At 71.7% G+C, this 26,187-nt stretch carries 26 protein-coding genes and 1 pseudogene; 17 read left to right on the forward strand and 10 right to left on the reverse strand.

Features of this window, described 5'->3' with window-relative positions; genetic code table 11:
- Nucleotides 1-218 precede the first annotated feature (218 nt).
- From ACZ4VK_RS08290 to ACZ4VK_RS08320, 7 genes are all read left to right on the forward strand, one after another.
- On the forward strand, nucleotides 219-1,304 hold the full coding sequence (locus ACZ4VK_RS08290) for a radical SAM protein (protein WP_468349784.1): 1,086 nt from the start codon (nucleotides 219-221) through the stop codon (nucleotides 1,302-1,304).
- Nucleotides 1,305-1,371: 67 nt separating this feature from the next.
- Complete coding sequence (locus ACZ4VK_RS08295) at nucleotides 1,372-2,070, forward strand: hypothetical protein (protein ID WP_468349786.1); 699 nt, start codon at nucleotides 1,372-1,374, stop codon at nucleotides 2,068-2,070.
- 167 nt (nucleotides 2,071-2,237) lie between these two features.
- Nucleotides 2,238-2,417 carry an aroma-sacti cluster domain-containing protein gene (locus ACZ4VK_RS08300; protein WP_468350797.1) on the forward strand — a complete coding sequence of 60 codons (180 nt, stop codon included), beginning with the start codon at nucleotides 2,238-2,240 and terminating at the stop codon, nucleotides 2,415-2,417.
- Between the two features lie 53 nt (nucleotides 2,418-2,470).
- On the forward strand, nucleotides 2,471-6,163 hold the full coding sequence (locus ACZ4VK_RS08305; RefSeq protein WP_468349788.1) for an adenylate/guanylate cyclase domain-containing protein: 3,693 nt from the start codon (nucleotides 2,471-2,473) through the stop codon (nucleotides 6,161-6,163).
- Nucleotides 6,160-7,002 carry a S8 family peptidase gene (locus ACZ4VK_RS08310; protein ID WP_468349790.1) on the forward strand — a complete coding sequence of 281 codons (843 nt, stop codon included), beginning with the start codon at nucleotides 6,160-6,162 and terminating at the stop codon, nucleotides 7,000-7,002. Before ACZ4VK_RS08305 ends, ACZ4VK_RS08310 begins: the two co-directional genes overlap by 4 nt.
- A gap of 25 nt (nucleotides 7,003-7,027) precedes the next feature.
- Nucleotides 7,028-7,621, forward strand: coding sequence for a GAF domain-containing protein (locus ACZ4VK_RS08315; RefSeq protein WP_468349792.1), 594 nt, complete (start codon nucleotides 7,028-7,030; stop codon nucleotides 7,619-7,621).
- Nucleotides 7,622-7,673: 52 nt separating this feature from the next.
- Nucleotides 7,674-8,105 carry a hypothetical protein gene (locus ACZ4VK_RS08320; protein WP_468349794.1) on the forward strand — a complete coding sequence of 144 codons (432 nt, stop codon included), beginning with the start codon at nucleotides 7,674-7,676 and terminating at the stop codon, nucleotides 8,103-8,105.
- Nucleotides 8,106-8,119: 14 nt separating this feature from the next.
- Here ACZ4VK_RS08320 and ACZ4VK_RS08325 read toward each other — a convergent pair whose 3' ends face one another.
- Nucleotides 8,120-8,467, reverse strand: coding sequence for a hypothetical protein (locus ACZ4VK_RS08325; RefSeq protein ID WP_468349796.1), 348 nt, complete (start codon nucleotides 8,465-8,467; stop codon nucleotides 8,120-8,122).
- 104 nt (nucleotides 8,468-8,571) lie between these two features.
- Between ACZ4VK_RS08325 and ACZ4VK_RS08330 the strand changes: the two genes are divergently transcribed.
- The 4 genes and pseudogenes from ACZ4VK_RS08330 to ACZ4VK_RS08345 all read left to right on the forward strand — a co-directional run bounded on the left by ACZ4VK_RS08330 (nucleotide 8,572) and on the right by ACZ4VK_RS08345 (nucleotide 10,647).
- Complete coding sequence (locus ACZ4VK_RS08330) at nucleotides 8,572-8,946, forward strand: hypothetical protein (RefSeq protein ID WP_468349798.1); 375 nt, start codon at nucleotides 8,572-8,574, stop codon at nucleotides 8,944-8,946.
- 315 nt (nucleotides 8,947-9,261) lie between these two features.
- The gene (locus tag ACZ4VK_RS08335) at nucleotides 9,262-9,729 is read left to right on the forward strand and encodes an MFS transporter (RefSeq protein ID WP_468349800.1); all 468 of its coding nucleotides are present in this window, start codon (nucleotides 9,262-9,264) and stop codon (nucleotides 9,727-9,729) included.
- Between the two features lie 182 nt (nucleotides 9,730-9,911).
- Nucleotides 9,912-10,070: pseudogene (locus ACZ4VK_RS08340) on the forward strand (GNAT family N-acetyltransferase); the annotation flags it as partial.
- Nucleotides 10,071-10,212: 142 nt separating this feature from the next.
- Nucleotides 10,213-10,647, forward strand: coding sequence for a VOC family protein (locus ACZ4VK_RS08345; RefSeq protein ID WP_468349802.1), 435 nt, complete (start codon nucleotides 10,213-10,215; stop codon nucleotides 10,645-10,647).
- Nucleotides 10,648-11,390: 743 nt separating this feature from the next.
- On the opposite strand, the gene ACZ4VK_RS08350 is transcribed toward ACZ4VK_RS08345, so the two are convergent.
- Complete coding sequence (locus ACZ4VK_RS08350; protein WP_468349804.1) at nucleotides 11,391-13,328, reverse strand: AfsR/SARP family transcriptional regulator; 1,938 nt, start codon at nucleotides 13,326-13,328, stop codon at nucleotides 11,391-11,393.
- Between the two features lie 132 nt (nucleotides 13,329-13,460).
- On the opposite strand from ACZ4VK_RS08350, the gene ACZ4VK_RS08355 reads away from it, so the two are divergent.
- Entirely contained in the window at nucleotides 13,461-14,339 is an 879-nt protein-coding gene (locus tag ACZ4VK_RS08355) for an alpha/beta fold hydrolase (RefSeq protein ID WP_468349806.1), read from the forward strand.
- Between the two features lie 201 nt (nucleotides 14,340-14,540).
- On the opposite strand, the gene ACZ4VK_RS08360 is transcribed toward ACZ4VK_RS08355, so the two are convergent.
- On the reverse strand, nucleotides 14,541-15,362 hold the full coding sequence (locus ACZ4VK_RS08360) for a DUF1963 domain-containing protein (RefSeq protein WP_468349808.1): 822 nt from the start codon (nucleotides 15,360-15,362) through the stop codon (nucleotides 14,541-14,543).
- Between the two features lie 278 nt (nucleotides 15,363-15,640).
- Here ACZ4VK_RS08360 and ACZ4VK_RS08365 point away from each other — a divergent pair, with 278 nt between their 5' ends.
- Nucleotides 15,641-16,258 carry a hypothetical protein gene (locus tag ACZ4VK_RS08365; protein ID WP_468349810.1) on the forward strand — a complete coding sequence of 206 codons (618 nt, stop codon included), beginning with the start codon at nucleotides 15,641-15,643 and terminating at the stop codon, nucleotides 16,256-16,258.
- On the opposite strand, the gene ACZ4VK_RS08370 is transcribed toward ACZ4VK_RS08365, so the two are convergent.
- The gene (locus ACZ4VK_RS08370) at nucleotides 16,244-16,381 is read right to left on the reverse strand and encodes a hypothetical protein (protein ID WP_468350844.1); all 138 of its coding nucleotides are present in this window, start codon (nucleotides 16,379-16,381) and stop codon (nucleotides 16,244-16,246) included. The two genes, ACZ4VK_RS08365 and ACZ4VK_RS08370, sit on opposite strands and share 15 nt — an antisense overlap.
- 159 nt (nucleotides 16,382-16,540) lie before the next feature.
- Here ACZ4VK_RS08370 and ACZ4VK_RS08375 point away from each other — a divergent pair, with 159 nt between their 5' ends.
- Nucleotides 16,541-17,173, forward strand: a complete 633-nt coding sequence (locus ACZ4VK_RS08375) for an SMI1/KNR4 family protein (RefSeq protein ID WP_468349811.1) — start codon at nucleotides 16,541-16,543, stop codon at nucleotides 17,171-17,173.
- Between the two features lie 325 nt (nucleotides 17,174-17,498).
- On the opposite strand, the gene ACZ4VK_RS08380 is transcribed toward ACZ4VK_RS08375, so the two are convergent.
- The gene (locus ACZ4VK_RS08380) at nucleotides 17,499-18,095 is read right to left on the reverse strand and encodes a TetR/AcrR family transcriptional regulator (protein ID WP_468349813.1); all 597 of its coding nucleotides are present in this window, start codon (nucleotides 18,093-18,095) and stop codon (nucleotides 17,499-17,501) included.
- 168 nt (nucleotides 18,096-18,263) lie between these two features.
- On the opposite strand from ACZ4VK_RS08380, the gene ACZ4VK_RS08385 reads away from it, so the two are divergent.
- A complete protein-coding gene (locus tag ACZ4VK_RS08385) occupies nucleotides 18,264-19,229 on the forward strand; it encodes an alpha/beta hydrolase family protein (protein ID WP_468349815.1) in 966 nt (321 codons plus the stop codon).
- A 155-nt stretch (nucleotides 19,230-19,384) separates the two neighbouring features.
- On the opposite strand, the gene ACZ4VK_RS08390 is transcribed toward ACZ4VK_RS08385, so the two are convergent.
- Nucleotides 19,385-20,377, reverse strand: coding sequence for an alpha/beta fold hydrolase (locus tag ACZ4VK_RS08390; protein ID WP_468349817.1), 993 nt, complete (start codon nucleotides 20,375-20,377; stop codon nucleotides 19,385-19,387).
- A 137-nt stretch (nucleotides 20,378-20,514) separates the two neighbouring features.
- Here ACZ4VK_RS08390 and ACZ4VK_RS08395 point away from each other — a divergent pair, with 137 nt between their 5' ends.
- A complete protein-coding gene (locus ACZ4VK_RS08395; RefSeq protein ID WP_468349819.1) occupies nucleotides 20,515-21,144 on the forward strand; it encodes a helix-turn-helix domain-containing protein in 630 nt (209 codons plus the stop codon).
- Nucleotides 21,145-21,243: 99 nt separating this feature from the next.
- Here the strand turns inward: ACZ4VK_RS08395 and ACZ4VK_RS08400 are convergent, their stop codons facing one another.
- Together ACZ4VK_RS08400 and ACZ4VK_RS08405 are read right to left on the reverse strand one after the other, a co-directional pair.
- Complete coding sequence (locus ACZ4VK_RS08400; protein WP_468349821.1) at nucleotides 21,244-22,104, reverse strand: hypothetical protein; 861 nt, start codon at nucleotides 22,102-22,104, stop codon at nucleotides 21,244-21,246.
- A 111-nt stretch (nucleotides 22,105-22,215) separates the two neighbouring features.
- Entirely contained in the window at nucleotides 22,216-22,842 is a 627-nt protein-coding gene (locus ACZ4VK_RS08405; RefSeq protein WP_468349823.1) for a VanZ family protein, read from the reverse strand.
- Nucleotides 22,843-23,028: 186 nt separating this feature from the next.
- On the opposite strand from ACZ4VK_RS08405, the gene ACZ4VK_RS08410 reads away from it, so the two are divergent.
- Nucleotides 23,029-23,742 carry a DUF4230 domain-containing protein gene (locus ACZ4VK_RS08410; RefSeq protein ID WP_468349825.1) on the forward strand — a complete coding sequence of 238 codons (714 nt, stop codon included), beginning with the start codon at nucleotides 23,029-23,031 and terminating at the stop codon, nucleotides 23,740-23,742.
- Between the two features lie 100 nt (nucleotides 23,743-23,842).
- Here the strand turns inward: ACZ4VK_RS08410 and ACZ4VK_RS08415 are convergent, their stop codons facing one another.
- Both ACZ4VK_RS08415 and ACZ4VK_RS08420 read right to left on the reverse strand, forming a co-directional pair.
- Nucleotides 23,843-24,409: a GNAT family N-acetyltransferase gene (locus ACZ4VK_RS08415; protein ID WP_468349827.1), complete on the reverse strand. Its 567-nt coding sequence runs from the start codon at nucleotides 24,407-24,409 to the stop codon at nucleotides 23,843-23,845.
- Nucleotides 24,410-24,435: 26 nt separating this feature from the next.
- Nucleotides 24,436-26,154 carry a PP2C family protein-serine/threonine phosphatase gene (locus tag ACZ4VK_RS08420; RefSeq protein ID WP_468349829.1) on the reverse strand — a complete coding sequence of 573 codons (1,719 nt, stop codon included), beginning with the start codon at nucleotides 26,152-26,154 and terminating at the stop codon, nucleotides 24,436-24,438.
- Nucleotides 26,155-26,187: the final 33 nt, after the last annotated feature.

Raw genomic sequence — 26,187 nt, forward strand, 5'->3', positions numbered from 1 at the left:
CTGGGGATTTAACCGATTACCAGGCGTTCCCGAACCGGAAGTGTGGCGCGCCGGGCGACGATCGGGCGACATCCTGCGCGCCGCACGGGCGACTTACGGGGACGAGAGCGAGGGGGCGTACGAGTGGGAGCGCCGTACGAGAACGAGCGGCGGAACGAGGACGAGCGCCGTACAGGCAACGTACGAGCGAGCGACGTATCGAGCACGGAGGAGGAGACGTGGACCTGGCGGAGCTCATCGGCCTGCGGCCGGTGCCCTGCGGCGGCCTCCTGGTGGCGCTCACCCGTCGCTGCCCTCTGAGCTGCGCACACTGCTCCACCGACTCCTCCTTGTCGGCGTCCGAGCGGCCCGACCCGGCACATCTGCTGCGCTTCGTCGGTTCGTTCGGTACGGAGGACCGCCCTGAGGTCGTCATGCTCACCGGCGGCGAACCGCTGCTCCTGCCCGAGCTGGTCTTGAGCCTGGCCGGACGCGCACACGCGGCGGGTTCCCGGGTCGCGCTGCTCAGCGGGATGTTCTTCGCCCGTGAGGGGCGTGTCCCGGAAAGGATCATGCGAGCGATCACGGCGCTCGACCACTTCTCGGCGAGCCTGGACGTCCACCATGAACGCGAGGTCCCGCGCAGGGAGGTGCTCCGCGTTCTCCGGGGCGTTCTCGATGCCGGGATCCCTGTCAGCGTCCACCTCACCGGGACGGGCCCCGACGACCCGTATCTGGCGGAGGCGGTCGCGGACATCCGGCGCGTCTTCGCGGCGGAGGTGCCGATGCTGGTCAACGAGGTCCGGCCGCTCGGCCGTGCGGTGGGCCTCGTCCGGGAGACGCCGCCCGGACCGGACGGCTCCGTCGCGGCGCCGTGCGCCCTCGCGGCCTGGCCGGTGGTCGCCTTCGACGGGACCGTGGCCGCCTGCTGCAACCAGTGGACGGTGGACCGGCGCCCCGTGCCGCCGCACCTGCGGCTCGGCCACATCGCCGAGGACGACTGGCAGGCCGTACGGGCACGCTCCCTCGGCTCCCCGGTGCTGCGGATGCTGCGCGCCGTCGGCCCGCGGCGGCTGCACGCCCGCTACGCGACCTCGCCCGCCCCGGAAGGCTACTGCCGCAGTTGTCACGCACTCGCGGACCGCCCCGAGGTCCTCGCGGGCGCGGCCCGTGACGCCGGCGGCCGCGTCGGCGAACTGCTCGACCGGCTCGGCGCGGAGCAGCAGCTGGCCGCCGGACCAGCCGCCCTGGTACGTCGCCTGGGCTGCGCGCGCTACGCGCACCTGGTCGAGCCGCCTCGGACGGAGGAGTACGACCGCCGATGAATCCCGCCGCGCCGAACACGTGGAGCCCGCCGATGAAGAGAGCCGCGTCGAATACGTGGAGCCGTGGATGAACCCCACCGGGCCGAACACGTGCAGCCCGCCGGCGAACCCCGCCGCGTCCCTCGCGCTCACGACCACGCTGGCGCCCACCACCCCCGTACTCCGGGCCGCCATCGCGTCTCTCTGGCGACCGGACGGACTGCGGCAGCGATATCCGCGCTACCTGGCCGCCATGCACGCGCTGGTACGGGCCTCGGTGCCGCTCCTCGAACGGGCCGCCGCGCGGAGCGCCGAGCTCGACGACCCGTCGGCGCGGCGCCTCGCGGCGTACTGCGTCCGCCACGCCGAGGAGGAGCGCGACCACGACCTCTGGCTGCTCGCCGACCTGGCCGCCGCGGGTGCCGTGCCGGACACCGTGCCGCACCCGGTCGCGGTCGAGCTCGCCGGGGCGCAGTACTACCGGATCGAGCACGAGCACCCCGTCACCCTGCTCGGTTACATCGCGGTACTGGAAGGCAATGCGCCCGGGCCACGGCTCGCCGACCGTCTCGCCGCGGCCACCGGGCTCCCTGACGGTGCGTTCCGCACCCTCAGGGGGCACGCGGAGCTCGACGGCGGTCACCTCGACGACCTCTACCGGGAACTCGACGCCCTCGCGCTGACCCCGTCCCAGCGGACCGCCGTCTCCATCAGCGCGCTGCACACGACCCACCTGCTCACCCGGCTCTTCCTCTCCCTCGCCAGCACCCCCGGAGGACACCCGTGACCGCCGACGCCGCCGCTCCGCACGACGACCCTTCGTCACCCGACCCCGAGGCCTCCGGGTCCGAGGCGTCCGATTCCAAGGCCTCCGACTCCAAGGCCTCGGGCTCCGAGGCATCCGGGTCCCCGCACTCAGGGTCCCCGTCCTCCGGTCCGCCGTCCGCGCCCACCTTGGAGGCGCTCGCCGCGGCCGGGTTCGTCGTCGACGCCCTCAGCGAGGAGCAGCACGAGGTCCTGCGCGCGCTCACCCCGGAGGAACTGGCCCTGCTCGTCGACATCAGGGGCCGGCTGGACGCGGTGGCTCCCGAGGTGCAGGCCCATGCCGATGTGGCGGGAGGCGCCCTCTTCTGACGTATCCGACGGAGGCGATCCGCCCGCCGACCCACGCCATCTCGGAGGAACCCATGCCCTGCGCCTCGTGCCGGAGCGCACTGCCGCCCGGAGCACGGTTCTGCCCGTCCTGCGGCAGCCCGAGCACACAGGGCCCGGTCACGGCCAAGGCGACCGGGCGCAAAGTGGTGACCGTGCTCTTCTGCGACCTGGTGGGCTCCACGGCGCTGTCCGGAGCGCTGGACGCGGAGACCCTGCGCTCGGTGACACTCCGCTGGTTCGACCTGATGCGGCTGCGGATCGAGGAACAGGGCGGCACCGTGGAGAAGTTCATCGGGGACGCGGTGATGGCCGTCTTCGGTGTGCCGGTCGTGGGAGAGGACGACGCCCGCCGGGCGCTCGCAGCGGCCCTGGCCATGCGGGAGGCGCTCGCGGGGCTCAACGCCCGGCTGGAGCAGGCGGTCGGCGTACGACTGGAGATGCGTATCGGGGTCAACACGGGCCAGGCGGTGACGGGTTCGGCGACGCTGAGGCAGGCGATGGTCTCGGGTGAGGTGGTCAACGTCGCCGCGCGCCTGGAACAGAACGCCGGGGCGGGGGAGATCCTCATCGGCCCCGACACGCTGGCGGCCGCGGGACCCGGCGTCCGGACGACGGAGACCGGCCCGCTGCTGCTCAAGGGGAAGAGCGACCGGGTCGCCGCCCACCGCCTGCTGGGCCTGGACGAGGAGGACGCCCCTGAGGCACTGCGCCGCTTCGACCTCGCCTTCGTGGGCCGGACGCACGAACTCGCCGTGCTGAACGCCGCGTTGACTGGGGTGACCCGTACCAGCAGGGCTGATCGCGTGGTGGTCGGCGGGGAGGCGGGCCAGGGCAAGACGAGACTGGTACGCGAGTGGCTGCACCGGGCGGCGGGGGAGGGGGCGGGGGCGGCGGCGGGGGCGACGCGAGGCGCGGAGGGGCGGGCGCAGGGCGCGAGGGGGAGGGCGGCCACGGTGGGCACGTCGCTCACCAAGGCCCCGGCTGCGACAGCTGCCACGGCGGGGGCAACGAGGACGGAGCGGAAGGCGCTATCGGTAGGCACGGCGGCGGCGACGGCGGTCGGCGTAGGCACGGTGGGGACGGCGGTACCGGCAGGCACAGCGCCGGTCGGATCCACGACGGCGATCAGCCCTCGCCACGGGGTCGGGCGCTGCCGGGCCCGTGGCGAGCAGCCCAGCCTCGGGCCGCTGGCCGACGCCGTGGCCGACCTGCTGAGGACGGGCGCCGCCTCCTCCGCACCCTCGCCCGAACTGGACCTGCTCAAGCAGGGTCTGCTCCTGGACGGGACGCCCAATCCGTCGCCGGCGGACACCTGCGCGGCACTCGCCAAGGTCCTCGCCGAACTGTCCGCGACGGAACCCGTCGTGCTGGTGATCGACGACTGCCACTGGGCCGCGCAGCCGCTCTTCGACGCCCTCGACCAGCTGCTGCGCGCACTCACCGACGCGGCTGTCCTGATCGTCCTCCTCGCCCGCCCCCACCTCTTCGACGTACGACCGGAACTGGCCGGGTCCGCCGTCACCCTCGCCGGGCTCACGGACGCCGAGGCGCAGCTCCTGGCGGCCGAACTGACCGGGGGCGCGGCGAGGGACGAGCCGCTCGCCCCCCGGGTCCTGGCACGGGTCGGCGGAAATCCGCTGCACCTCGAGCAGTTGCTGCTCGCGGGGAATCCCGTCGACGCGGAGAGCGTCCCGCTCCAGCTCCAGGCGCTGATCGGCGCCCGGATCGACGCGCTCGACCCGCCGGAGCACCGGGCCCTCGGCCTGGCGTCCGTTCTGGGCGGCGACTTCACCGCCGACGAACTGACGGTGCTCGCCGCACATCCCGCGGAGACGTGGACGGGGGCGGCGGTACGGCCCTCGCTGCACCGGCTGGTGCTGCACCGCCTGATCAGGCGGGACGGCGAGGCGTTCCGGTTCGCCGGAGGGCTGATCCAGGAGGTCGTGTACGCCACCCAGTCCAAGATGGACCGGGCCGACCGGCACGAACGGGCGGCGCGACTGGACTCGGTGCGTGAGCGGGGCAGCGCCGCGGTCGGCGCCCATCTGGAACAGGCCTACCGCTACCGGGTCGAGCTGGGTGCCCAGGACCCGCACACCGACGGCCTGCGCCGACGGGCCGCCGACGCGCTCGCCGAGGCGGGTCGGCTCGCACTCGCGCACGCCGACCCGGTATGGGCCGCCGACCTGCTGTCCAGAGCTACGGCACGGTACACGGCGGGGGAGCCGGGGAGGACGGCGGCGCGTCGGAGACTCGGCCAGACGCTGCTGGACCTGGGGCGCGGCGCGGAAGGCAGAGCGCTGCTCGAACAAGTCCTGGCCGAGGCGTCGGCCGACGCCTCGGCCGCGGTGGAGGCGGCACACGCACGTCTAGCCCTGGCCTCGGCGGGCCCGCCCGCCGGCCGGGTCGAGCCTCGCGTACGGCCCGCGGACGGCGAGGAGTCTTCCGTCCGGTCCGCCGATGGTGCAGAGGCTACGGTCCGTTCCGCCAACGGCGACGAGTGTCCCGTCCGTTTGGCCGACGGCATTGACGGCCCCGACCCGGGCGGGCCGCCCGTCCCACCCCCCGACCCCGACGGGACACTCGTCCCGCTCCCCGCACACGACGAGACCCCCGCCGAAGCCGCCGAAGCCACCCTCCCGGTCTTCGCCGCGGCCAGCGACGATCTCGGCCAGGCCAAGGCCTGCCTGCGGCTCGCCCAGGGGGCCCAGGAGCAGGGCCGGCACGGCGAGGCGGAGCGGCTGCTCGTCCGCGCCCTGGACCACGCCGTACGCGCGGACGCCGAGCCGGAGCGGGCCGCTGCGCTCGGCGCGACGGGGGTCTCGCTCTGGCGTGGCCCCCAACCGGTCGCGGACGCCGTCGCCCGCTGCCGCGAGCTTCTCGCCGACCAGGGGGCCGGCCGTCGGGCCGTCCGGTTGACGCTCAACTGCCCGCTGGCAGTACTCCTCGCCCTCCAGGACGACCGTGACGCAGCTAGGGAGTGCCTGGCGGAGGCGGAACACCTCGCCAAGCGGCTCGGTTACGCCGAGGCGGACGCCTTCCTACCGATCTTCACGGCCACCGTCGCCGACCTGGCGGACCGGTCGGAGGAGGCGCTGCGCAGCCTGGAGCGGGCCGCCACCGCCGCGCGGGAACTCGGCGCCACGGCGCTGCGGCGCGCTGCCCTGCAGGACGCGGCCCGCATCCGACTGGACCTCGGCGACTGGCGTACCGCCCACGGCACCCTCGCCGAACTGGAGGGGGAGCGGGCGGAATCGTTCCGGCCGCGAGCCGAGTCGGCCGACCTCGACGGCCTGCGTGCCCGGATCGCGGCGGCGCGAGGACGGTCGGAGGCCGCCACCCGGCTGGCCGCCAGGGCGTTCGCGACGGCCGCCCGCACCGACTCGCCCATCGTCCAGGGCCTCGCCGCCCTCGACCTGGCCCGTACGGCCCTCGTGCTGGGACGCCCGGCCGAGGCGGCCGAGGCGGCGGCCCGCGCCCGGAGCTGTTTCGCGGCCAAGGGCCATCTCCCGGCCGTACGCCTGGCGGAGGCGGCAACAGCGAGGGCGAGGGCCGCAGCCGTACGCCACCCGGAACCGGAGGCCGCAGCCGTACGCCAGTCCCACCCCGACCCAGAACGAGTCACGGACCCCGGACGAGTCACGTACCCAGAACGAGTCACGGACCCCGGACAAGTCACGGACCCCGGACGAGTCACGGACCCCGGAGAGGAGGCACCGCGATGACCACCGCGCGGCGACCGGCGCCCGGACTCACCTGGGGGCTTCGGGGGCGCGGCCCCGAGGACGTACCCGTGGAGGCCGACGGACCTCCGGACGCCCCCGAGGGGGGCCTCGGCCTGCTCGGCGGTACGGGGACCGGCATCCGTGTCTGCGTGGTCGACTCGGGTGTCGAACGGGAGCACCCCATGGTCGGCCCGCTCGCCGGTTCGTGGCGTGTCGTCAAGGACGACGAGGGAGAGGTCCGAGTCGAGGAGACGGAGGAAGGGGACGCCTGCGGTCACGGCACCGCGTGCGCCGGGATCATCCGGCGTACCGCACCGGACTGCGAGCTGACCAGCGTCAGGGTCCTCGGGGAACGTTTCTCCGGCAGCGGCGACGTCCTGCTGGAAGGCATCCGGTGGGCCGTGCGCCAGCGGTTCGACGTGGTGAACCTGAGCCTGTCGACCAGCAGTGACCGTTTCGTGGAGCAGCTGCGCCGGCTGGCGGACGAGGCGTACTTCCAGCAGACGGTGATCGTGGCCTCGGCACACAACACGCATGTGGAGAGTTTTCCCTGGCGCTTCTCCTCGGTGATCTCGGTGGGCAGCCACCAGGAGGACGACCCGGATCTCCACCTCTACAACCCGGAGCCGCCGGTGGAGTTCTTCGCGCCGGGCCAGCGGGTCCAGGTGGCGTGGCTCGGCGGTACGTCGATCCGGAGCTCGGGCAACAGCTTCGCCACGCCGTTCATCGCGGGGCTGTGTGCGCGGATCCTGTCGAGCCGGCCCCGGCTGACGCCGTTCCAGCTGAAGAACGCCCTGTACCTGTCCGCAGCCAACGTCCGTGTCCACGGCAGCCGGTAGCGACCGGCGCCGGAAGGGAACCCCCATGGCTCAGACGATCACCCCCGTCGCGTCCGCGGCACGCCAGCCCGATCCGGCCATGGAGGAACTCCTGCAGTCGGTGGTGGACACCGCGCGTGCGATCTTCGGGGCGCAGGCGAGTTCCATCCTGCTCCTGGAGGCCGCGGCGGACGAGCTGGTGTTCGAGGCGGTGTCCGGGCAGGGGCAGGACTTCCTGGTCGGCCGGCGGTTTCCGGCCGGCCGGGGGATCGCCGGCTGGGTCGCCGCCTCGGGGGAGCCGATGGTGGTCGACGACCTCCACGACAGCGCGTCGTTCGACAGGGACATCGCGGAGTCCACCGGCTACGTGCCGAACGCGCTGATGGCCGCGCCTCTCGTCCACGGGGGCCAGGTCCTCGGGGTTCTCGAGGTGCTCGACCCGACGCCGCAGGCCCGTTTCAGCCTGACGGAACTCGACCTGCTGTGCCTCTTCGCCCGCCAGGCCGCCGTAGCCCTGTACGTCCTCACCACCCACGCGCGACCCCGACCGGCCCTGCACACCCCGGCCACTCCCGACGACCCCTCGCGCACCGAACTCCTGCGCCTCCTCTCGGAGGCCCGCCGCCTCCTCGGGGAGTGAGAGGAGCGGCGCCGGAGCGAGGGCGGTCTCGGGGGCTCCGTAAGGTGTGGCCATGTCACTGAGTCGCACCGTCCTCTCGTCCGGCCGTTCGATCGAACTCTCCGAGCTGCGGATGACCTCGACCTACGGTGGGATGCTGGAGGGCTATCCGTGCAAGCGCGTCAACGACTTCACGGTCGGGGGTCGCCTACGGGCCGCCGAACGCGCCTTTCCCGGCACGCCGGTCCACCTCGTTCCGCCTGCCCTCACGTACCCGGAGGCGACGGCCGGTGCGTTCGGCCCTGTCGAGGTGCTGCCCCCGGTGGCCTGCGTCGGCCTCTTCCGGTCGAGCGTGATCGCCCTTGACGCGGACCAGGTGCTGTTCCGCTCGGCACTCGCCGTCGTCTGGTTCCAGGCGACTCCAGAGGTCCCGACGGAAGACAGCGCGGACGCCGGCCTCCGCGACACCCCCTGGGAGCAACTGGCCCAGGACTACGAGCTCTAGGACTGCCTGCCGGATCACGTGACGGTGTTCCCAGCCCCGGGGGTCGGTACGAAACTCGGCCACCACGCCGGCACGCCGCTGGGACACGAAGGCGTGTGGGCTCCGTCCCAGAAGATCGAGACGGCGCACCAGATGACGGCGAGAAGCGTCACCGCGAGAGCGCAGGCATGGAGAAGCGGACGGTTGCCCACGAGGCCTCCCACTGCAACCCATACCAGCAGCAGAAGCGCCCAGAGGCCGGGGATGAAGAGCATGACGAGGAAACCGCCGTTGGCCGTGTTGTTCACTCCCACGTCGCAGGCGTTCCAAGACCTGCCCAGAAACAGGGCGGTGAGCACCGTGAGGATCAGCCCGACCACCACTCCGAGACGTCCGTGCAACTGCCGACTCCCCATGGGCCCCCGTTCGTGAAAGAGCAAGTATGACAATCGAAGAACGACAAACGAGGAACGAGGAGTTGGCCACCGTGAACGGCACGCACATCCGGCATCCTGAGATCCGTCCTGAGACGTCGGACGTCAGGCACAGCTCAGCCCGCCTCGCGCTCGCGATCGTCGAGTCCGTCGTCACGGCAGTCCTGACGACGTGCTGGCTCCTGCTTGCCCTGGCGATGTCGCTGGAGTCGTACGACCTGGACCACAGCGCCCCGGGGCAGCCGAGCGGCCAGAGGGATCTGGCCCTCCTCGCAGCCGGCTCCCTCGTGTCCGTCGGGGTCACCTGGCTTCTGAGAGCGACCCGAAAGCCCGGCGTGCGACTGACCGCAGACGGACTCATCGCTCTACGACTGCTCGCTGTCGTGACGTTTACGGGCTTCGTCACCGTCGACCTCTTCAACGGCTGAGAGCACCCCTTCAGCCTGGTCGCTTTACCGTCCACGGGGGACCACAGCGCGTAGCGCACATCAGGGAGGGCGCCTCGACGGTAATTCGACCCGAATTGTGGATGGGGACTGGTGCATACGTGGACAGCGACTTGCGGCGTTCGGTCGTCGTCACGCTTGCTGAACTCGCGCGAAGCGACGACTGGCGTGACAGGGCGGATGCCGGGCACGGCCTGGCGGGGTCGCCGAGATGCAGGAGGCCGTGGAGCCGCTACTGGGACTCGTGCTCGACACAGATGACACCTTCGTCACCCGAAGGACCGCGGCCGCCGCGTCATGATCGTCGCTGACCTCGGTCGTTTCGCCGCGCTGGCGACGATCCCGGTTGCCAACGCCTTCGACAGCCTGACGATCACGCATCTGGCAGCGGTCGCGTTCCTGGAGGGCGTCGGACACGTTTTCTCGGCCGTCTCCCACCTGTCCGCCCTGCCGAAGCTGGTCCCCGAGGAGCAGCTGGCCTCCGCCAACGACCCCAACGAGGTGGCCGACTCCGCGGCCGGCGTCGGCGTATCCGCCCTCTTCGGTGTCCTGATCAGCCTGGCCAAGAACTCCACGCTCGGCGCCGTCTACAGCTACGCAGTCGACGCCGTCACCTACCTCCTCTCGGGGGCCTCGCTGCTGTTCGTACGCACGTCGTTCCAGGAGCAGCGGCCGGCCGACGAACAGCGCTCCGTGACAGCCGACCTCAAGGAAGTCACGCACCGTGCCCACCGACTGGAGGGGCGTACGCCGCTGCGGCCTTGAGCCGCAGCCGCCCACGTACGAAGCATCAAGCCGGCAGCTACCCCGTAGTCCACACCATCTGCGTCACCGTCTCGACGCGCCCTTAGCCGATGTCGCGAGCGGCCTGTCGAAAGCTGCACAGCCCGGGGCGAGGAGGGAAAAACCGGTGGTGGGCCCGGCCGGCCCGGGATGAGGATCGTGGCATGTCCGACTTCCTGGAGACCGACCGGCTCGTACTGCGTGCGTTCACGACGGCCGACACCGACCACCTGCTCGCCCTGGACAACGACCCCGAGGTCATGCGCTTCATCAACGGAGGTCGCCCCACCAGTCGTGCCGTTACTCGTCGAAGCCAGGCTCCTGGGTCCAACCCTTTGAAAGGCATCGACCTCGGTTCACCCCTGCGACCGCACGACACAGCAGTGGACGACAGGGGCGTTCTCGCGGCAGCGTGCCGGCCCACCCACCGGGGTGCATGAGCAGGGCCCCTGCTATCGTGCGCCGATGTCAACGATCAAGCAGATCCAAGTGACCTTCGACTGCGCGGAACCCGCGCGTCTCGCCGGCTTCTGGTGTGAGGTGCTGGGGTACGTCGTACCTCCGGTCCCGGCGGGGTTCGCCACTTGGGAGGACTACCACCGCTCACTGCCGCCTGAGGAGCAGGTGATCTACTTCGCGTGCAGTGATCCCTCGGGTGTGGGCCCGCGCCTGCTCTTCCAGCGCGTTCCCGAGGGGAAGGTCGTCAAGAACCGGCTGCATCTTGACGTGCGGGCCGGTATCGGGCTCGTGGGGGAGGAGCGCCTGGCCACGCTTGAAGCCGAATGCGCACGACTGGTCGCGCTTGGCGCGAAACACGTGCGAACGATGCATGCCGACGGCGAGAACGAGTCCTGCATCGTGATGCAGGACATCGAGGGAAACGAGTTCTGTCTCGACTGAGGATCCTCCGGGTCGGCGGGGGTGGGGAGCCGTTGAGCCGAAGCACGATGGTTGTCACATGGGCAGGTTGGTTGGCGGCCCCGGCCGGCCCCCGCCGCCGACGTCCGTGACGAGGGCCGGCACTGCGGATGGTTGGCCAGGAACCTGAAGGTCATCCGCTCGCGGGTGCCGTCGCCCTTCACCAACTGGACCCGGCCCAGGTGTGGTTCGCGGCGCTCGACCGTCCACTCCCTCCCGTCCGGCACCAGCCCAGCGCCGGGGGAAAGGTCCAGCACCGCTGCCGCGGTCACCGGCCCGCCTCCTCGGCGGGCCTCACGAGCGAGCGGTCCTGAAGCGGGCCGGCCAGGTCGATACCCGGCTGCCGGGACCACAGCAGATGCGGCAACTGGGCCCGGGCGACCGGCTCGCAGCCCGTCGCCCCCGCGAGCTCGCGAAACCTCTGCCCACCCGCTGCCTCGGCGAGTAGCACCGGCCGCAGCCCCAACGGATCGGACCTCAGCCGGCGCCGCGACGCCCTTGCGTCCAGCCCTGCGAAGGCGTGCTCGCGCCGGCGGGCGGCCACCGCGTAGCGCCGGCCGCAGGCGACGGCGACCTCGGCGGCCCGGGGCGAACGACTCCCGGTCCGACTCCTTGATCAACGGCTCGGGGCGTACGTCGATCGGCCAGACGCCGCGACGGGTCACCACAAGGTAGTCAGGGGTGTGGCAGCGACGCTTCCCGCAGGTTGCGGCGGACGATGTCGGTCATTTCTTGTTGGCGCAAGCCTCCGCCTCCGCCAGGTACCGCGCCACCGGCCCCAGGGTCAGCATCCCGCTCGCGCCGCCCGCGTGTTCGCTGCGGGCGGCGCGCAGGGCCGTTGCCGCGCGGGCGGCGACCGGGCTCTGGCCGAGGCGGGCGGCGGCGTGGGCGGTCAGGCACCAGAGTGCCTCCTGCATGTGGTCAAGGGGCGGTTCGGGCGTCATGGCCAGGGCGGTACGGGCCTCTTCGTCACGGTTGTGGGCGAGTAGCACCAAGGGGCGCGTCCAGGGGCGGTACGGCCCCCAGTCGAGGGCGGGATCGGTGGGCGCGGGACGGTCGTGCAGGAGACGCAGGCCCAGGAGGGCGAGGGCGAACAGGCCGCGGTGCAGCCCGGGCATGCCCGCTGTCTCGGTGAGGGCGTTTTCGGCGGCGCGGTACTGCGCCGCGGCCGCGGCGGCGGTCGGCCCGCCCGGTTCGGTGCTGTGGGCGGCCGTGGCCCGGGCCCGGAACCAGCCGGTGAGCACGGGGACGAGAGAGGCCTCGGTGCTGACGGCGATCTGCTCGGCGGCCTCGGCGTGTGCGGCCGCGGTGTCGAGGTCGCCGAGAGCTGAGGCGGACTGCAGGCGGATGAGACGGCCGAGCACGACGAAGCCCGGCAGCTCATGGCGGGCGGCCAGGTCGAGGACCTCGGCGCCGATCATGTCCCGTGCCGCCGCGAGCCCGGGCCGGGTGAAGGACTGGAGGAACACGCCGTTGAGGGCGAACACCAGCAGGGCTGGATCGCCCAGCTCCCGGGCCAGCGCCTCGGCCTCGCGCGCCGCCTGCCCGGCGCGCCTTCGCTCGGGTGCGGACAGATCGGCGCTGCGGCTCTCGACCGCGACGGTGGCCAGCAGGCGGGCGCGCAGTTCGGCGGGGCCGTCGGTGCCGAGCGCGGTGAGTGTACGCTCGGCCGCCGCGACGACGGCGCGGGACTGCGCGGGGTCGTCGGCCCGGCTCCACAGGGCGGGCACGTCGTAGGCGCCGATGACGCGGGCGGTCAGGGCGATGTCTCCGGTGCGCTCCGCCGCCTGGACGGCGGCGAGGCGGTCGCGCCGCGAATGGATGAGGGCGTCACCACCCGCCAGGGCCAGGGTGCGGGCCAGTTCGACGGTGGTGCGCGGCCCGAGTCGCGCGCCGGCGGTCCACAGGGTACGTGGGGGCTGGAGCGTCGTAGCTCCGTGGAGAATGTCCGTCTCCAGGCGCCGGAGGTCGGCACCGGGATCGAGCCCGAGCTGGTCCGCGAGCATGGTGCGGGCGCGGCGGAGGGTGGCCAGCGCGTCTGCCTGACGGCCTGCCCGGTGCAGTGCGCGGGCCAGCAGCCCCCAGGCCGGCTCGCGCCAGGGGTGTTCGGTGACGTGGGCGGTCAGTTCGGCGACGAGCTCGGCTCCTGAACCGGAGTCGAGCAGCAGGCGGGCGCGCAGTTCCGTCCCCTCCAGCCGCAGCTCCTCCAGCCGTGCCCGTTCGCGCTGGGCCCACAGGGAGCCGGTCACGTCGGCGTAGGCGGGGCCACGCCAAGCCGCGAGGGCCGTGTCGAAGTCGGTGAGCGCGTCGGGGGTATGCCGGGCGCGGGCCAGGGCGTCCTCGAAACGATGGACGTCGACGGTGTCGCACGGCAGGCGCAGCGCGTAGCCGGGGCCTTCCGTGACGAGGATGCGCGGTGGGGTGCGGGGTGGCCGGCCGGGTTCGATGGCGCGGCGCAGCGCGGCGACGAACGTACGCAACGCACCCACGGCGCGCACCGGTGGCTCGGCCCACAGGTCGTCCACGAGGGTGTCGGTGGCGACCATCCGTCCCCCGGCGGCGACAAGCCGGCCGAGAACCTCGCGGTGGCGGGGTCCGCCCAGGCCGACCGGGGTGCCGTCGTCATGGAGGGCCCGCACGGCACCGAGTACGTCGATTCGCATGCCTCCATCTTCCGTGCCGCGGATCTGTGGCGTCGAAGCGTACTGATCGGCTGCTGATCGCCGTCGCCCACGCTGATCCCGTCAGTCCTCGGACCGAGGCTTTCGGTCCGCCGACCCCAGGAGGGGCCTTTCATGACGCTCGCCATTCCCGGTTTCGACCACGTCCGTCTGCCCGGCGCGGACGGAGTGGAGCTGGCTGCCGCCGTCGGCGGCAGCGGCAGCCCGATCGTGTTGCTGCACGGCTTTCCGCAGACCCACCTGATGTGGCGGCACGTAGCCGAGCGGCTCGCCGACGAGCACACGGTGATCTGTCCCGACCTGCGCGGCTACGGCGCCAGTGACAAGCCGGTGGCCATCGGCCCTGAGATGTACTCCAAGCGCACCATGGCCGCCGATGTCGTCGCCCTGGCGGCGGCCCTCGGCCATGAGCGCTTCGCCCTGGTCGGCCACGACCGGGGCGCTCTGGTCGCCTTCCGGGCAGGCCTGGACCATCCCGAGACCCTCTCGCACGTGGGCATTCTCGACGTCGTGCCGACCCTGGACATGTGGAACGTCCTGCACGGTCTCCCGGCGGCGGTCGGCTACCACCTGTTCCTCATGGCGCAGCCGCCGGGCCTGCCGGAGACGATGATCGCCAACAGCGCCGACGCCTTTTTCGGCTCCTTCCTCGACGCCTGGGCCAGGGACCCGGCGGCCATGCCGGAACCGGTCCGGTCCGCGTACCTGCGGGCCAGCGCCGCGGCCGTGCCGTCGATCGTCGCGGACTACCGGGCCTCGGCGGGCATCGACGTCACACACGACCAGGCGGACCAGGACGCGGGTTCCCAGCTGGCCATGCCCGTGACGGTCGTCCAGCAGGACTGGGGCGCGCGACTGGGCTACGACGCCGCATCGGTCTGGCGCGCGTGGGCGCCGGACCTGGACCACCGGCTGACCGGCGCGGGGCACTTCATGGCCGAGGAGGCGCCCGACGAGATCACCGAGGCGATCCGAGACCTGCTGCTCCGCTGAGCCCTCCACCCGAGCCATGAGAGGCGGCGGGCAAGCCCGCGTTCTGGGCCACCGGACCAGCCCCGCGATCCGGTGGCCGGTGAACCGCCCGCCTGCCCACGGTCGTGGGCACTGCCCCGGAAGACCCGGTGCCGCTCACCAGGGCGTGGCGGGAAGGCAGCCGATGAGCGTCGTGGAGCCGGCCGCCCCTGCCCCACGCGGTCAGGCCATTTCGACGTAGCGGTGGACCCTGTCGAAGCGCCGGGCCGCCACGTCCCGGCGGCGGACCACCCAGTGGGCCACGCCGGAGTCCAGTTCCGTGACGTCGTCGCCGCACCTCCAGGTGGCCAGGAGAGCCCAGTCGTCGGCGCCCTCTCCGTGGGCCGTACCGTCCTGCGCGGAGGGACCGGCATCTTCGGGATCTCGGGCGTAGTGGACGGGGTCGTTCTGGGGCGAGACCGGGTGGCCGCCGATCTGCAAGGCCCAGGCAGGACGGTGGCCGCCCACGTGTGCCCAGGCGTCGCTGAGTTCGTCGGCGAGTTCGAACTGCTCGTCCTCGGGGAAGCCGCCCCATCTGTCGAGGGCGAAGCTCTCCGGCATCTGCGCGCTCGGCTGGTGCCAGACCGTGCGGAGCTCACGCGGCCGGTACGGCTCGCGCCAGCTGTGTTCGAGGGGGCTCCGGGTTGTCGGGGTCCCGGCGGGGACGTACAGCACCGCGTCGGACACCTGCCCCCCGATGCCGTGCACATCGGTGCCGGAGAAGAGGAGCAGGTGGCCGTCAGCGGGGAGCGGGAGGCCGGTGGCACCCGGCGGAAGAGCCGCGAGGTCGACGGAGGCCACGAAGTGATCGGACGGCCTCGGCACGCCGTGCGGCAGCATGGGGTCACCGCCGATCCGGGCCACGAGGGGACCGTCATCGCCCTCCGCCAAGTACACCGCCGGACGGGCGACACGTATCCATTCCTCCACCTCCTCCGACGGCAGCCCCTGGGACGCCGCCTCGGTCCGGAAGCGGTTCACTCTGTCCATGCTCGCATCGGTCACCGGGCCACCCTAACGGGCTCATGGGCGGGTAGCAGCGGGGTCGAACTCGCTTGAAGGAAACGCCCTTTGGCGCTACTGACCTGTGAAGTGCGGGGTCGGCAGGGGCTGAACGCGTGATCGGCGCGGTGGCTTTGTTCACGAGTCACGGTTCTGGCTCACCTTCCGTGATTGGTGACAATCCGTCACGGCTATCGATGAGCGGGGAGCGTGGTGCTTGCTGGTGCCGGGTGTCATGATCGGCTGTGGCCGACTGAGAAATGCAGGGACAGGGAGGGTGAGTGGAGAAGTTCACCGTCGAGCCGCTTCGGATGGTCGACTTCGTGGAGCACGTGCGGCGCCGCCCAGCGGGGTATTTCCTGGTCGATCAGGACAGCCCCGAACTTCCCACCGAGGTCCTGCGAGCGGTGGCCTGGGACGCGCTGCACCGTCGCGACGGCAGGCATGGACAGATCAGTGTCGAGATCGGATCTGATCTCAGCTTCACGGTGGAGAGCGATCAGCGCCCCAGTGCCGATGAACGGGAGAGGCTTCTTCCGGAATTCTTCGGTTCCCTGCTCGACATGTTCGACATGCGGCGATGGGCTCCCTCCGCAGCTGCCGCACTCAGTGTCCGCACGGTCATCGAGGTGTGGCTGGATGGCCACGGCTATCGCCAGGAGCTCGTCGGGATGGACCCGACCGGCCCCAGGGAAGAGTTCATGGCGCCGAAACCCTTCGGGACCCGGACCACGTTCCACCTCGATCCATCGTTCTGCGGTCGGGGCGCGGCCATCGGCTGGGCGCTGCGGTCCGAAGAACTGCACCGAGAAGGAGGAACGTGCAAGGAACATCCCTCACCCACGACGTTTCCGATTCACGATCTTCGCGCGGAGGCTGAGGAGTCATTCAGCGAGTAGGACGCGTTTTCGCAGAAGGTCGAGGCCGGCGCGGCCGAACATCTGGCGTTTGAGCATCTTGATCCGGTTGACGTGCCCTTCGACCACGCCTGAGTTCCAGGGCAGGGTGAAGCCGACGATCACGGCGTCGCGGTCGCGGTCGATGCCTGCGGCGAGACCAGCATCGCCGCCACCGCGACCACGTCGGCGGCTGCGCCCATAGGAAGGGGCTCTCCAGACGCTTGGATGTGTCTCTGCCAGACCGATCGGTAGAGTTTCGGAGACGAGAGAAGAGATCCTCCGATGGACTCCCGCATCACCCGCATACGCTCCAAGCTGGCGAAAATCCCGTACCAGGTGCAACGAAGCCACTCGGTGTGCGCGGAGGGCCACCAGTTCCGCCTCGGCCCGCGCATCAGCGCCTCGGAAGCCGACGCCTTCGAGGCGGAGCACCGCATAGTTCTGCCTGCGGCCTACCGAGCGTTTCTCATCGAACTCGGGGCCAGCGGTGCCGGCCCCTTCTACGGTCTCCTTCCGCTGGAGGAGTGCAGGCTGCTCACGATGAACAGGGAACCGGCGGACGGCAGCCCGCGGGGATTCACTCATGTCGACCACCCGGACGCGCTGCAGGGTGACCTGTTCCTCCACATCATCGAGATGGGCTGCAGCGATCTGTGCCTGATCGCAGTGACGGGCCCCCTCACCGGCCGTGTGGTCACGGGCAACGCGGACGGCTTCTGGCCCCCGAACGTCTCCTCCGCACAGGACTTCCTCAGGTGGTACGAACGGTGGCTCAACCACATGTGGGACGGCAAGGACAACCGCGCGCTGGGACTGACCTCCCCGGCAACCATCGCGACCGCCCCGTGGGGTTTCCGCGCCACAGCCAGTCCTCGCTGCCGTAACCCAGTACATCGATCAAGCCGCACTTCGTGACCGCATCGCGGAGCCCCCTCAAGACGCCGACCCGGCTCGTGTCTGTCTCAGAGCAAGCCGCTGACCTGCCGGTTCCCGGCGTGCCCCGGCCTCGGACACTGAGAGTCGGCTCGACACCACAGAAGTTGTGCCAGAACCCGAGTCACGACAGCGGATGTTCACGACGTTGAGCAGCGTCCTTGTGATGCCGTGTTCGATGTTCGTGAGAAACGACAGCACCAGCTCAGGGGTGCTGCTGGCCGCAGGCGTCTCCGGCTGTTGAGAGGCGGCCGCTCAGCTCGCGTGGGAGTCGCGGAGGGCGAGGTGGCGATGTCGCTCGTCGGCATCAGGACGCATGAGGTCGCTGGAGTCCCAGGAGGAGGAGAGCGATCAGGCGTCGGGGGTCGTAGCGGGGGTCGTTGTCGCGTCCGATACAGAGGTTGCCGATGCCGCACATCAGCTCGTACGGCTGCGTACCGGGCCTGATGTCCCCGGCCTCGACCGCAGCGTCGAGCAGTTGGGCGCATACGGGCAGCAGGCGGTCGAGGAAGTAGGCGTGCAGCGCGGCGAAGCGGTCGTTGTCGGACTGCAGGGCGTCGGCGAGTCCGTGCTTGGTGACCAGGAAGTCAACGAAGAGGTCGATCCACTGGCGCAGTGCTTCGAGTGGGGAGTCTGCACTGGCCAGCAGGTTCGGGCCGGCCTCGGCGCATGCTTCGATCTGGTGGTGGTAGACGGCTGTGACGAGATCCGCCCGGGTCGGGAAGTGGCGGTAGATCGTGGCCATCCCGACGCCCGCCCGTGCCGCGATCTGGCGGATCGGCGCGTCGACGCCGGAGGTGACGAACACCTCGGCGGCGGCGGTCAGCACCGTCTGCCGGTTGCGCTGGGCGTCGGCCCGCTTGCCTCGGGACGGCGAATCCCCTGCCGGGCTCTCGGTGGCCATCACGTGTTCCTTCCACACCGATTGACAAAACGGAGCAGCGCTCCGAATGCTAAACGGAGCAACGTTCCGTTTCAGGTTAGCCGAACCGGGACGCTCCTGTCCGCCATGTCCGTCACCGGTCACAGGGGGCCGGCGGGCGGCATGTGCCACCGAAAGGGAACCCACATCGTGAGCTCACCCACCGCCACCAGCACCGACGCCTTGGGCGCGCCCGTCCCGGTCCTGTCCTTCAGCCCCGTAGTACTCTCCGTGCCCGGACGTCCCGTGGACCTCCAGGTGCGCGTCTCCGCACCCGCAACCGGAACCGGCCTCCCCGTCATCCTCCTCTCCCACGGTCACGGTCCCTCGAACAACCTCTCCTCGCTCAACGGCTACGCGCCGCTCGCCAACTTCTGGGCCGCTCACGGATTCGCCGTCGTTCAGCCCACCCACCTCACCTCCCGGACACTGAGCCACCTGGTCGCCGGCGCACCCGGCGCACCCGACTTCTGGCGCTCCCGCGCCGAGGACATGACCCACATCCTCGATCGGCTCGACGTGATAGAGCGCACCGTGCCGCAGCTCGCGGGGCGGATCGACGCCACCAAGGTCGCCGTCGTCGGACACTCGCTCGGCGGCTTCACCGCCGCCCTCCTGCTCGGCGCCGGGCTCAACGACCCCGATACCGGCAGCGTGGTGCACCTCGTCGAGCCCCGGATCAAGACAGGCGTACTGCTCGCCGCGCCCGGCAGAGGCGGCGAAGTCCTCAACGGGCCCATGGCCGAGCAGTGGCCGATCATCGGGGCCGTCGACTTCTCCACCATGACTGCACCCGCGCTGGTCGTCGCCGGCGACAAGGACGATTCCCGGCACTTCACAGACATGGGGCCGGACTGGCACGCCGACCCCTACACTCTCGCCCCTGGCCCCAAGACCCTGCTCACCCTGTTCGACGCGGAGCACGGACTTGGCGGGATCGCCGGATACGACGCCGCCGAGACCACGGACGAGAACCCCGGGAGAGTCGCCGCCCTCGCCCGGCTCACCGCGGCCTACCTCAGCACCGAGCTTCACCCCGGCACCCCTACGTGGCCGAACGAATGCGAGGCACTGGCGACCGGCCTCGACCCGGTAGGACGAATCGAATCCAAGTAAGCCCCCCCATCACACTGGTGAACAACCGCTGCCGGTACTCGGGCGCGGTATGCCGCTCCAGCCGGCCGACCCGCGCTCCCTGCGTCACGGCTCCGGCGCCGCTGCCGCATCGGGCACCGAGCCGGTACGCGGACTGCTGCTCCTGGGGTGCCTGTTCAGCCCTGCAGGGTGGCGAGCCAGCCGGTCAGCAGGCGGTTGACCTCGTCGGGGCACTCCTGCTGGATCCAGTGGCCGCAGCCGTCCAGGAGGTGGGAGGCCGACAGGCCCGGGAGGGTGGTGGAGTAGGCGTCGACGGCGTCGGACATCCAGGTGGTGGAGGCGTCCAGAGCGCCGCCGGCGAACAGGGACGGCTGCTTGATCGGGGCTCCGCGGTGGGGGGGGGCGAGGTCTTCCCAGTCGCGGTCCATGTTGCGGTAGCGGTTGAGTGCGCCGGTCAGACCCGTGCGCTCGAACTCCCCGGCGTAGACGTCGAGGTCGTCCTCGCTCAGCCAGGCCGGGAGAACCCCTGTGGGGAAGCGGTCGCGCAGCCGGCCGCCGCCGCGGGTGACGAAGTGCGGATCGGGCTCGCCATGGGTGGGCATGGTGTCGGCGGACAGGGCTGCGTAGAAGCCCGCGAGCCAGCCCCTGACGTCGGGCTCGATCTCCGCCTCGGCTCGGCCGGGCTCCTGGAAGTAGGAGACGTAGAACTCCTGCTCGGGGCCGCCGATCCGGCCGAAGACGTCGGTGGGGCGGGGGCCGCCGGGCGGCGCGTAGGGGACGCTCAGCAGGCCGACGGCGCGGAAGACCTCGGGGTGGAGCAGGGCGGAGGTGGCGGCGATGTTGGAGCCCCAGTCGTGGCCGACGATCACCGCGCTCTCCTCGCGGAGGGCGCGCACGACGGCGACGTTGTCCTCCACCAGGTCGAGCATCCGGTAGGCCTCGGTCGCCTCCGGCTTGGAGGAGCGGCCGTAGCCACGTACGTCGATCGCCACCGCCCGGTAGCCGGCCGCGGCGAGGGCCGGGAGCTGGTGGCGCCAGGAGTACCAGGACTCGGGGAAGCCGTGCACGAGCAGGACCATCGGGCCCGTGCCCTGCTCGACCAGGTGGAGGCGTCCGGCCGGGGCCTTGACGGAGCGATGGCGGAGCTCGGCGGTCGGCTCGGGCTGCATGGCTTCTCCTCGGTTCGCGGGAACGCGGCTGCCCATCGATCATGCGGCGCGGCACCGGTCCGGCGCGATCAGCCTTGCCATTCTGGCAACCTTGCAGGACGAAGAGGTGGAGCGGCACGGCGAGCGAGGAGCGTGAGGTGGCAGTCGACGACGTGGAGGGCACGCTGGCTGCGATGGGGCCCCGCTTGCGGGCCGCGCGCGAGCGTCACGGGGCGACCCTCGCCGGTGTCAGCTGCGCGACCGGTATCGCGACCAGCGCGCTGTCCCGGATCGAGACCGGCCGACGCAAGCCCACCCTGGAGATGCTGCTGCAGCTGTCGAAGGAGTACAGCGTCTCCCTGGACGAGCTGGCCGGCACGGCACCCGCCCCCGCGGCCAAGCCACCCGCTACGGCGCCGCTGAGCTTCGGCGACGACAAGGCGGTGCTGCCCTTGACCCGCTACGTCGGCGGCCTGCACGCCCACAAGCACGTCCTGCCCGCCCTCGAGGACGCGCCGACGCGGCCACGTCAGGTCTCCCATAACGGCTACGAGTGGCTGTGCGTCCTGTACGGACGACTGTGGCTCGCACTCGGCGACCAAGACCTCATCCTGACCCCCGGGGACGTCGCCGAGTTCGACACCCGTACCCCGCACGGGGTGGTGAACTCCAGTCCCACCGGTCCGGTCGAGTACCTGATCATGTTCGGACCGCAGGGCGAGCGCCAACGGTTGCGCACCCCTCGGGCCGCTACTCGCGAGACTGATGACGGAAAAGCTGCTGAGTGAGCGGCCGTGACAAGCCAGGTGCCTTGCTGGTGACGACCACGCTGCTTCGTCCGGTCTCTTTCGCCACGTCATGCTCGACGCGGGCCCGGACCTGTTCGTCTAGAGGCCGAACAGGTCCGCGACGGCCAGCAGGCCGAGGGCTGTGCCGGTGGCCAGGAGGGGGAGGGCGAGGACGAGGAGGAGTGCCGTGCCGGCCAGGAGTTGGGCCGTGGTCCGGCGGCGGAGTTGGCAGACGGCCGGGTTCCGCGGGTCGTACGTGATCTCCTCCTCGTCACGGCCGCCGTTCGAGCCCCGGTAGGTGCGCGGCTCCCCGTCGGCATCGGTGAACCGGTACACGTACAGGGCGTCGGGATCGCCCGCGTCGACGGAGCCCGAGTTCTCCCGCTGCGCGTCGACCGTGATTCCCCGGGTGACGAGGACCCAGCCCTGCCGGGCGGACGTCCACCCGAGGCCGGTGAGGGAGACGCCGGCGCCCGCGAGGAGGGGGACGAACACCCAGTACAGCACCCCTCCCCAGGTCTCCGTGATCAGCAGGGCCGCCATCACCAGGCAGAACACGACGGTTGCCACGGTCCCGGGCTTCACCTCGCGCAGCCGTGCCCACCAGGACCTCTCGGGCTCCCCTCGCCGCTCCACGACGACCTGCCGCACGCCGGGCGCCCGGGACTCGTCCGCGTCCCGTACGGGCAGCGCCTCGTCCAGCACGGCGAGGAAGCGCTCCACCGCGGCCGGGCTGCGTGAACCCAGCAGATACGTCTCCGCCTCCCCCGCGCCCACCCCCGTCAGGACGACGGCCAGCCTGCGTCCGCCACGACCCCGCGCCTCCACGCGCTCGATCGCCGCCACCGGTATGCGCCGGAGCTCCCGCCGCGACTCGAGCAGCAGCTCACCGTCTCGCAGCCGCGCACGCCGGCCGAAACGTCCGTGAAGTACGAGTGGCGAAGAGGACGTTGAGGTCATCCGCCGATCCTAGGGGCGCGCTGCCCCGCCCTGTCATGCCCTGTGCGTCAATACGGACGCCCTGTGCGTCCATACGGACGTGGGGGCGCACATCCGTGAGCGGCGTGTGCCTCAGCGGGCCGGGCGGGGTGTACGTCGCAGCCATCGGCGACGGGCGCGGGGGTGGACCGCGCGGCCCATGCGCCGTCCGGCGACCAGATAGCCGAGCAGCGCGCCGGCGGTGTTGAGGAGGACGTCGTCGACGTCGAAGGCGCGGCCGGTGATCAGGGCTCCCTGGATCAGTTCGACGACCAGCATCGTCACCACCGTGAGCAGGCTCACCCGCAGCAGGCCACGCGTCCTGCGCGACAGGAGCGGCAGGAGGATGCCGAACGGCACGCCGAGCGCCACGTTCCCACCGAGCTGCTTGACGGTTTCGACGAACCCCGGCTGCTGAAGGTACGCGCGGATCGAACTGCCCGGCGTGAGGTTGCTGTGGGTGAGGGTCGCGGACGCGGGCGACGCGTTCAGGGTGAGTCGGGCCAGCGCGATCGCGAACGCCACCATGCCCGCGAGTGCCACAAGGGCCACCAGCCCCCGCACCAGCCGGCCGGGTCCGCGCCGTCGGGTCTCCTCCCCGGGGCCAGGGGTCCTCGGCGGCGCGGTCCGTGGTGGCATGTCCTGTGCAGCGCTGCCCGCCTTCGCCGCCTCGCCCGCGGAGGTCTTGTTCCCGCCCCGGTCACGTCTTCGCATCCTCATGTCCGTCCCCCTGTCGCAGGCCTTCCCGGAGGGGTTCGACTACCCGGGCAGCCGCCCGGCAATCCGGCTTCGGGCGCGAGGCGGCGGCCCCGTCCACCGTTGCCTCACCCGCCCCAACCATGCGCATCCCAGGGGTAGTTCGGGGCTTCGGTGAATGGCCGCGCACCTGACGGGCAGCAGACTCCTATGCGAGATGACCGCGACGACCCACACGACCGAGGCGACCACACAGAGGGCAGACCCCCGCGTGCCAGGGCCCGACGCGGGCGCCGGGTCCGGAAGTGGCCCGCCGTCGTCGCCGTACTCCTCGCACTCTCCCTGGCGCTGGTCCTCCTCGGGCGGTTACTCCAACTGCCCGGGCTCGGCGATCTGTTCGGGTCCGAGACCCATGACCGTTCCGGCCCCGCCGTCCTGAAGTCCATCCAGGACATGAACCGCCACGAAGGCGCCCTCGGCACCTATCAGGTCGTCGTGGACCTGGAGAAGGACGCCCGGTTCCTGCCCGACGCGATCAGGGGCACCCGCACCCTGTACGTGGCCACCGGCAGCGTCAGCGCGTACGTCGACCTCGCCGGCCTCGGGCGCGACGCCGTCACCATCGACGACGCGCGCACCACCGCCACGCTCAGGCTGCCGCACGCGCGGCTCGCCGAACCCTCGCTGAATCCCGAGCGGTCCTACGCCGTCTCGAAGCAGCGGGGCCTCCTCGACCGGCTCGGCGACCTCTTCTCCGACAACCCCGCGAGCGAACGCGCCGTCCACACCCTCGCCGCCCGGCACATCGGCGAGGCCGCCCGCGAGAGCGACCTCACCACCCGCGCCGAAAGCAACACCACCGCCATGCTCCAAGGGCTGCTCCAGGCCCTCGGCTTCGAGCACGTCACCGTGACCTACACCTGAGGACGAGGAGGACGAGGAGGACGAGGAGGACGAGGAGGACGAGGAGGACGAGGAGGCGGAGGGAGGCGCATGACACCTGGGGCGGGTGGCATGCGCGCCCTCAGTCCCCGGGCGCCGGCTCCCCTCGGACCGGCGTGGGCCGGTCGATCCGGTAGACGTAGTGCAGCCGGTCGTCGATCGGGTTGTCCGGCTCCAGGTCACCCTCGGCGACCCGCACGAAACCCGCCCTCTCCAGGGCCCGCCACGATGCCCGGTTCGCGGCCACCACCGGGACGACGACCGAGGGGGTACGCGGGTGGTCGCGCCAGGTGCGTTCGATCATGGCGCGGATGACGCGCGTGCCGACGCCTCGGCCGGTGAGCGCCGGATCGCCGATCAGATAGTCGATCGAGGCCGCTTCCGCGGGGACGTCGAAGAATGGCGCCAGCTCCTCCCGGTACTCCGGATAGTCGCCCCAGAGACACCGCTGGACCAGCCCCACCGGTACGCCGTCCAGCAGGGCGATCCAGTCCTCCGCGGGCTCCTCGCCCCGCGCGACCGGGCCGAAGTCGCGGGCCACCGCCGCCGCGTCCGTCTCGTGGTTCCACCAGCGGGCGACGTGCGGCCGGGAAAGCCACCGCCCGAGCAGGGGAAAGTCGTCCTCGGTGACGCGGCGCCAGGTGATCACACGTAATGATCCGCCCCCCGCCCCCCTCAGTCCACCCGTATCCCCAGGACGCACGCGTCGTCCTCGTGGCCCGCGAGATCCGCGTCGGCCAGCAGCGCGTCGATGACCTGCCGGGGGGCCGACGGGGACGATGCCGCGACCGCGCGAGCCAGTCGGTCGATGCCCACGGTCACGTCCTCACCCCGGCGTTCGACCATGCCGTCGGTGTAGAGCACGAGCAGGTCGCCCGGCAGGAGCTGCGTCGACGAGGTCTCGTACGCGTATCCCGGGAGTGCGCCGAGGAGCGGGCCGCGCTGTTCGGCGCTCATGGGCTCGGCGCGGCCGTCGCGGAGGAGCAGCGGCGCGGGGTGGCCGGCGTCCGCCCAGTGGAGGACCTTGTCCTCGTCGAGGTGGCCGGCCACCATCGTGGCCGTCTGCCCCGCCGGGTCGCTGCACACCAGCTCGTTCAGCCAGGTCGTGATCTCCCCGGCGGACGCACCCGTCTGCGCGAGGCCCGCGAGCGCGTGCCGCTGCTGCGCCATCCGGGCGACGGCGTCCAGGCCGTGCCCCGACGCGTCGCCGATCGCCACGAGCACCCGGCCGTCCGGCAGCAGTCGGCACTTGTACCAGTCGCCGCCGACCGCCGCGTCGGGCTCGGCCGGCCGGTAGGAGGCGGCCACGGTCAGCCCGACCGCCGCCAGGGCCTCCGAGTGGGTGGGGAGGATCGCCTCCCGCAGCGCGTCCGCGACCCGCCGTTCCGCCTCCGTCTGCCGTCGCAGCCGGTCGGACTCCCGCTCCGTCTCGGCGAGCCGGCGCCGGCTGCGGATCTGCGGCGTGAGGTCGCGGGCCACCAGGTTGAGGGCCCAGGCCCTGCCGTCCGTCGCGGTGACGGGACGTCCGAGGAGATCGAGCGTACGGACCTCGCCGAGGACGACGAAGCGGATCCGGGTCCAGGCGGGTTCCTCGCCGGCGAGGACCGAGGTGAGGAACTCTGAGAGCGCCGTCAGATCGTCCGGCAGCAGCGCGTCGCACAGCTGCTCCAGCGTCCACGGCATGCGTACGTCGGCGTGGAAGATCCGGCAGAGCCCCTCCGACCAGGTGATCTTCCCGGAGAGCAGGTCCCAGTTCCCCCACCCCATCGACGCCAGGAACTGCGCGTCGATCGTCATCAGCTCCGCCTGGCTCTGTACGGGCTGCCAGGTCGCAAGCACCTGCTTGCCGCACCGGGCCGCGGAGTAGAGCAGCGGGGCCCGGTGGATCCGGCCGAGCCGCTGCTCGGTGTAGTCGACGACCCGTCCGTCCAGCGGCTTTCCGGTGTCCACCACGTCCGCGAGGGCGGCCAGCAGACCCGAGTGCGCGGCGCCGGGCCGCGCCTCCAGGAACCGCTGGCCGACCTGGTGGTCGGGCTGTTCCAGCCACTCCGCCGATCGGACGCGGTTACCGGCCACGATCCGGAAGTCCAGGACGGCACCCGTCTCGTCCCCCACCGGTTCGAGCAGCACGGCCGAGGCGGGGATCGCGGCGAGCACCGAGCAGACCCCGCTGCCGCCGGGCTCGTGGGTACTGCACAGACAGGATGTCTCGCCGTCTGCCTCCGCGGACGGCGGGAGCACCGCCAGGGACTGCAAGGGCGACGCCAGCTCCGTACCGGCCGGTCCGCCCAGTGGGCGCTCCGCGGTCCTGCGCACCGATGCGCGCAGGGAGGAGATCTCACGGCCGATCATGCCCTTGAGGGCCTCGATGCTGTCGGGCAGGGGAAAGCTCATCGTCCGCCTCCGCGAGCCACTTGACGTGTCGCC

It is taken from the genome of Streptomyces sp. NPDC028711, assembly GCF_055565415.1.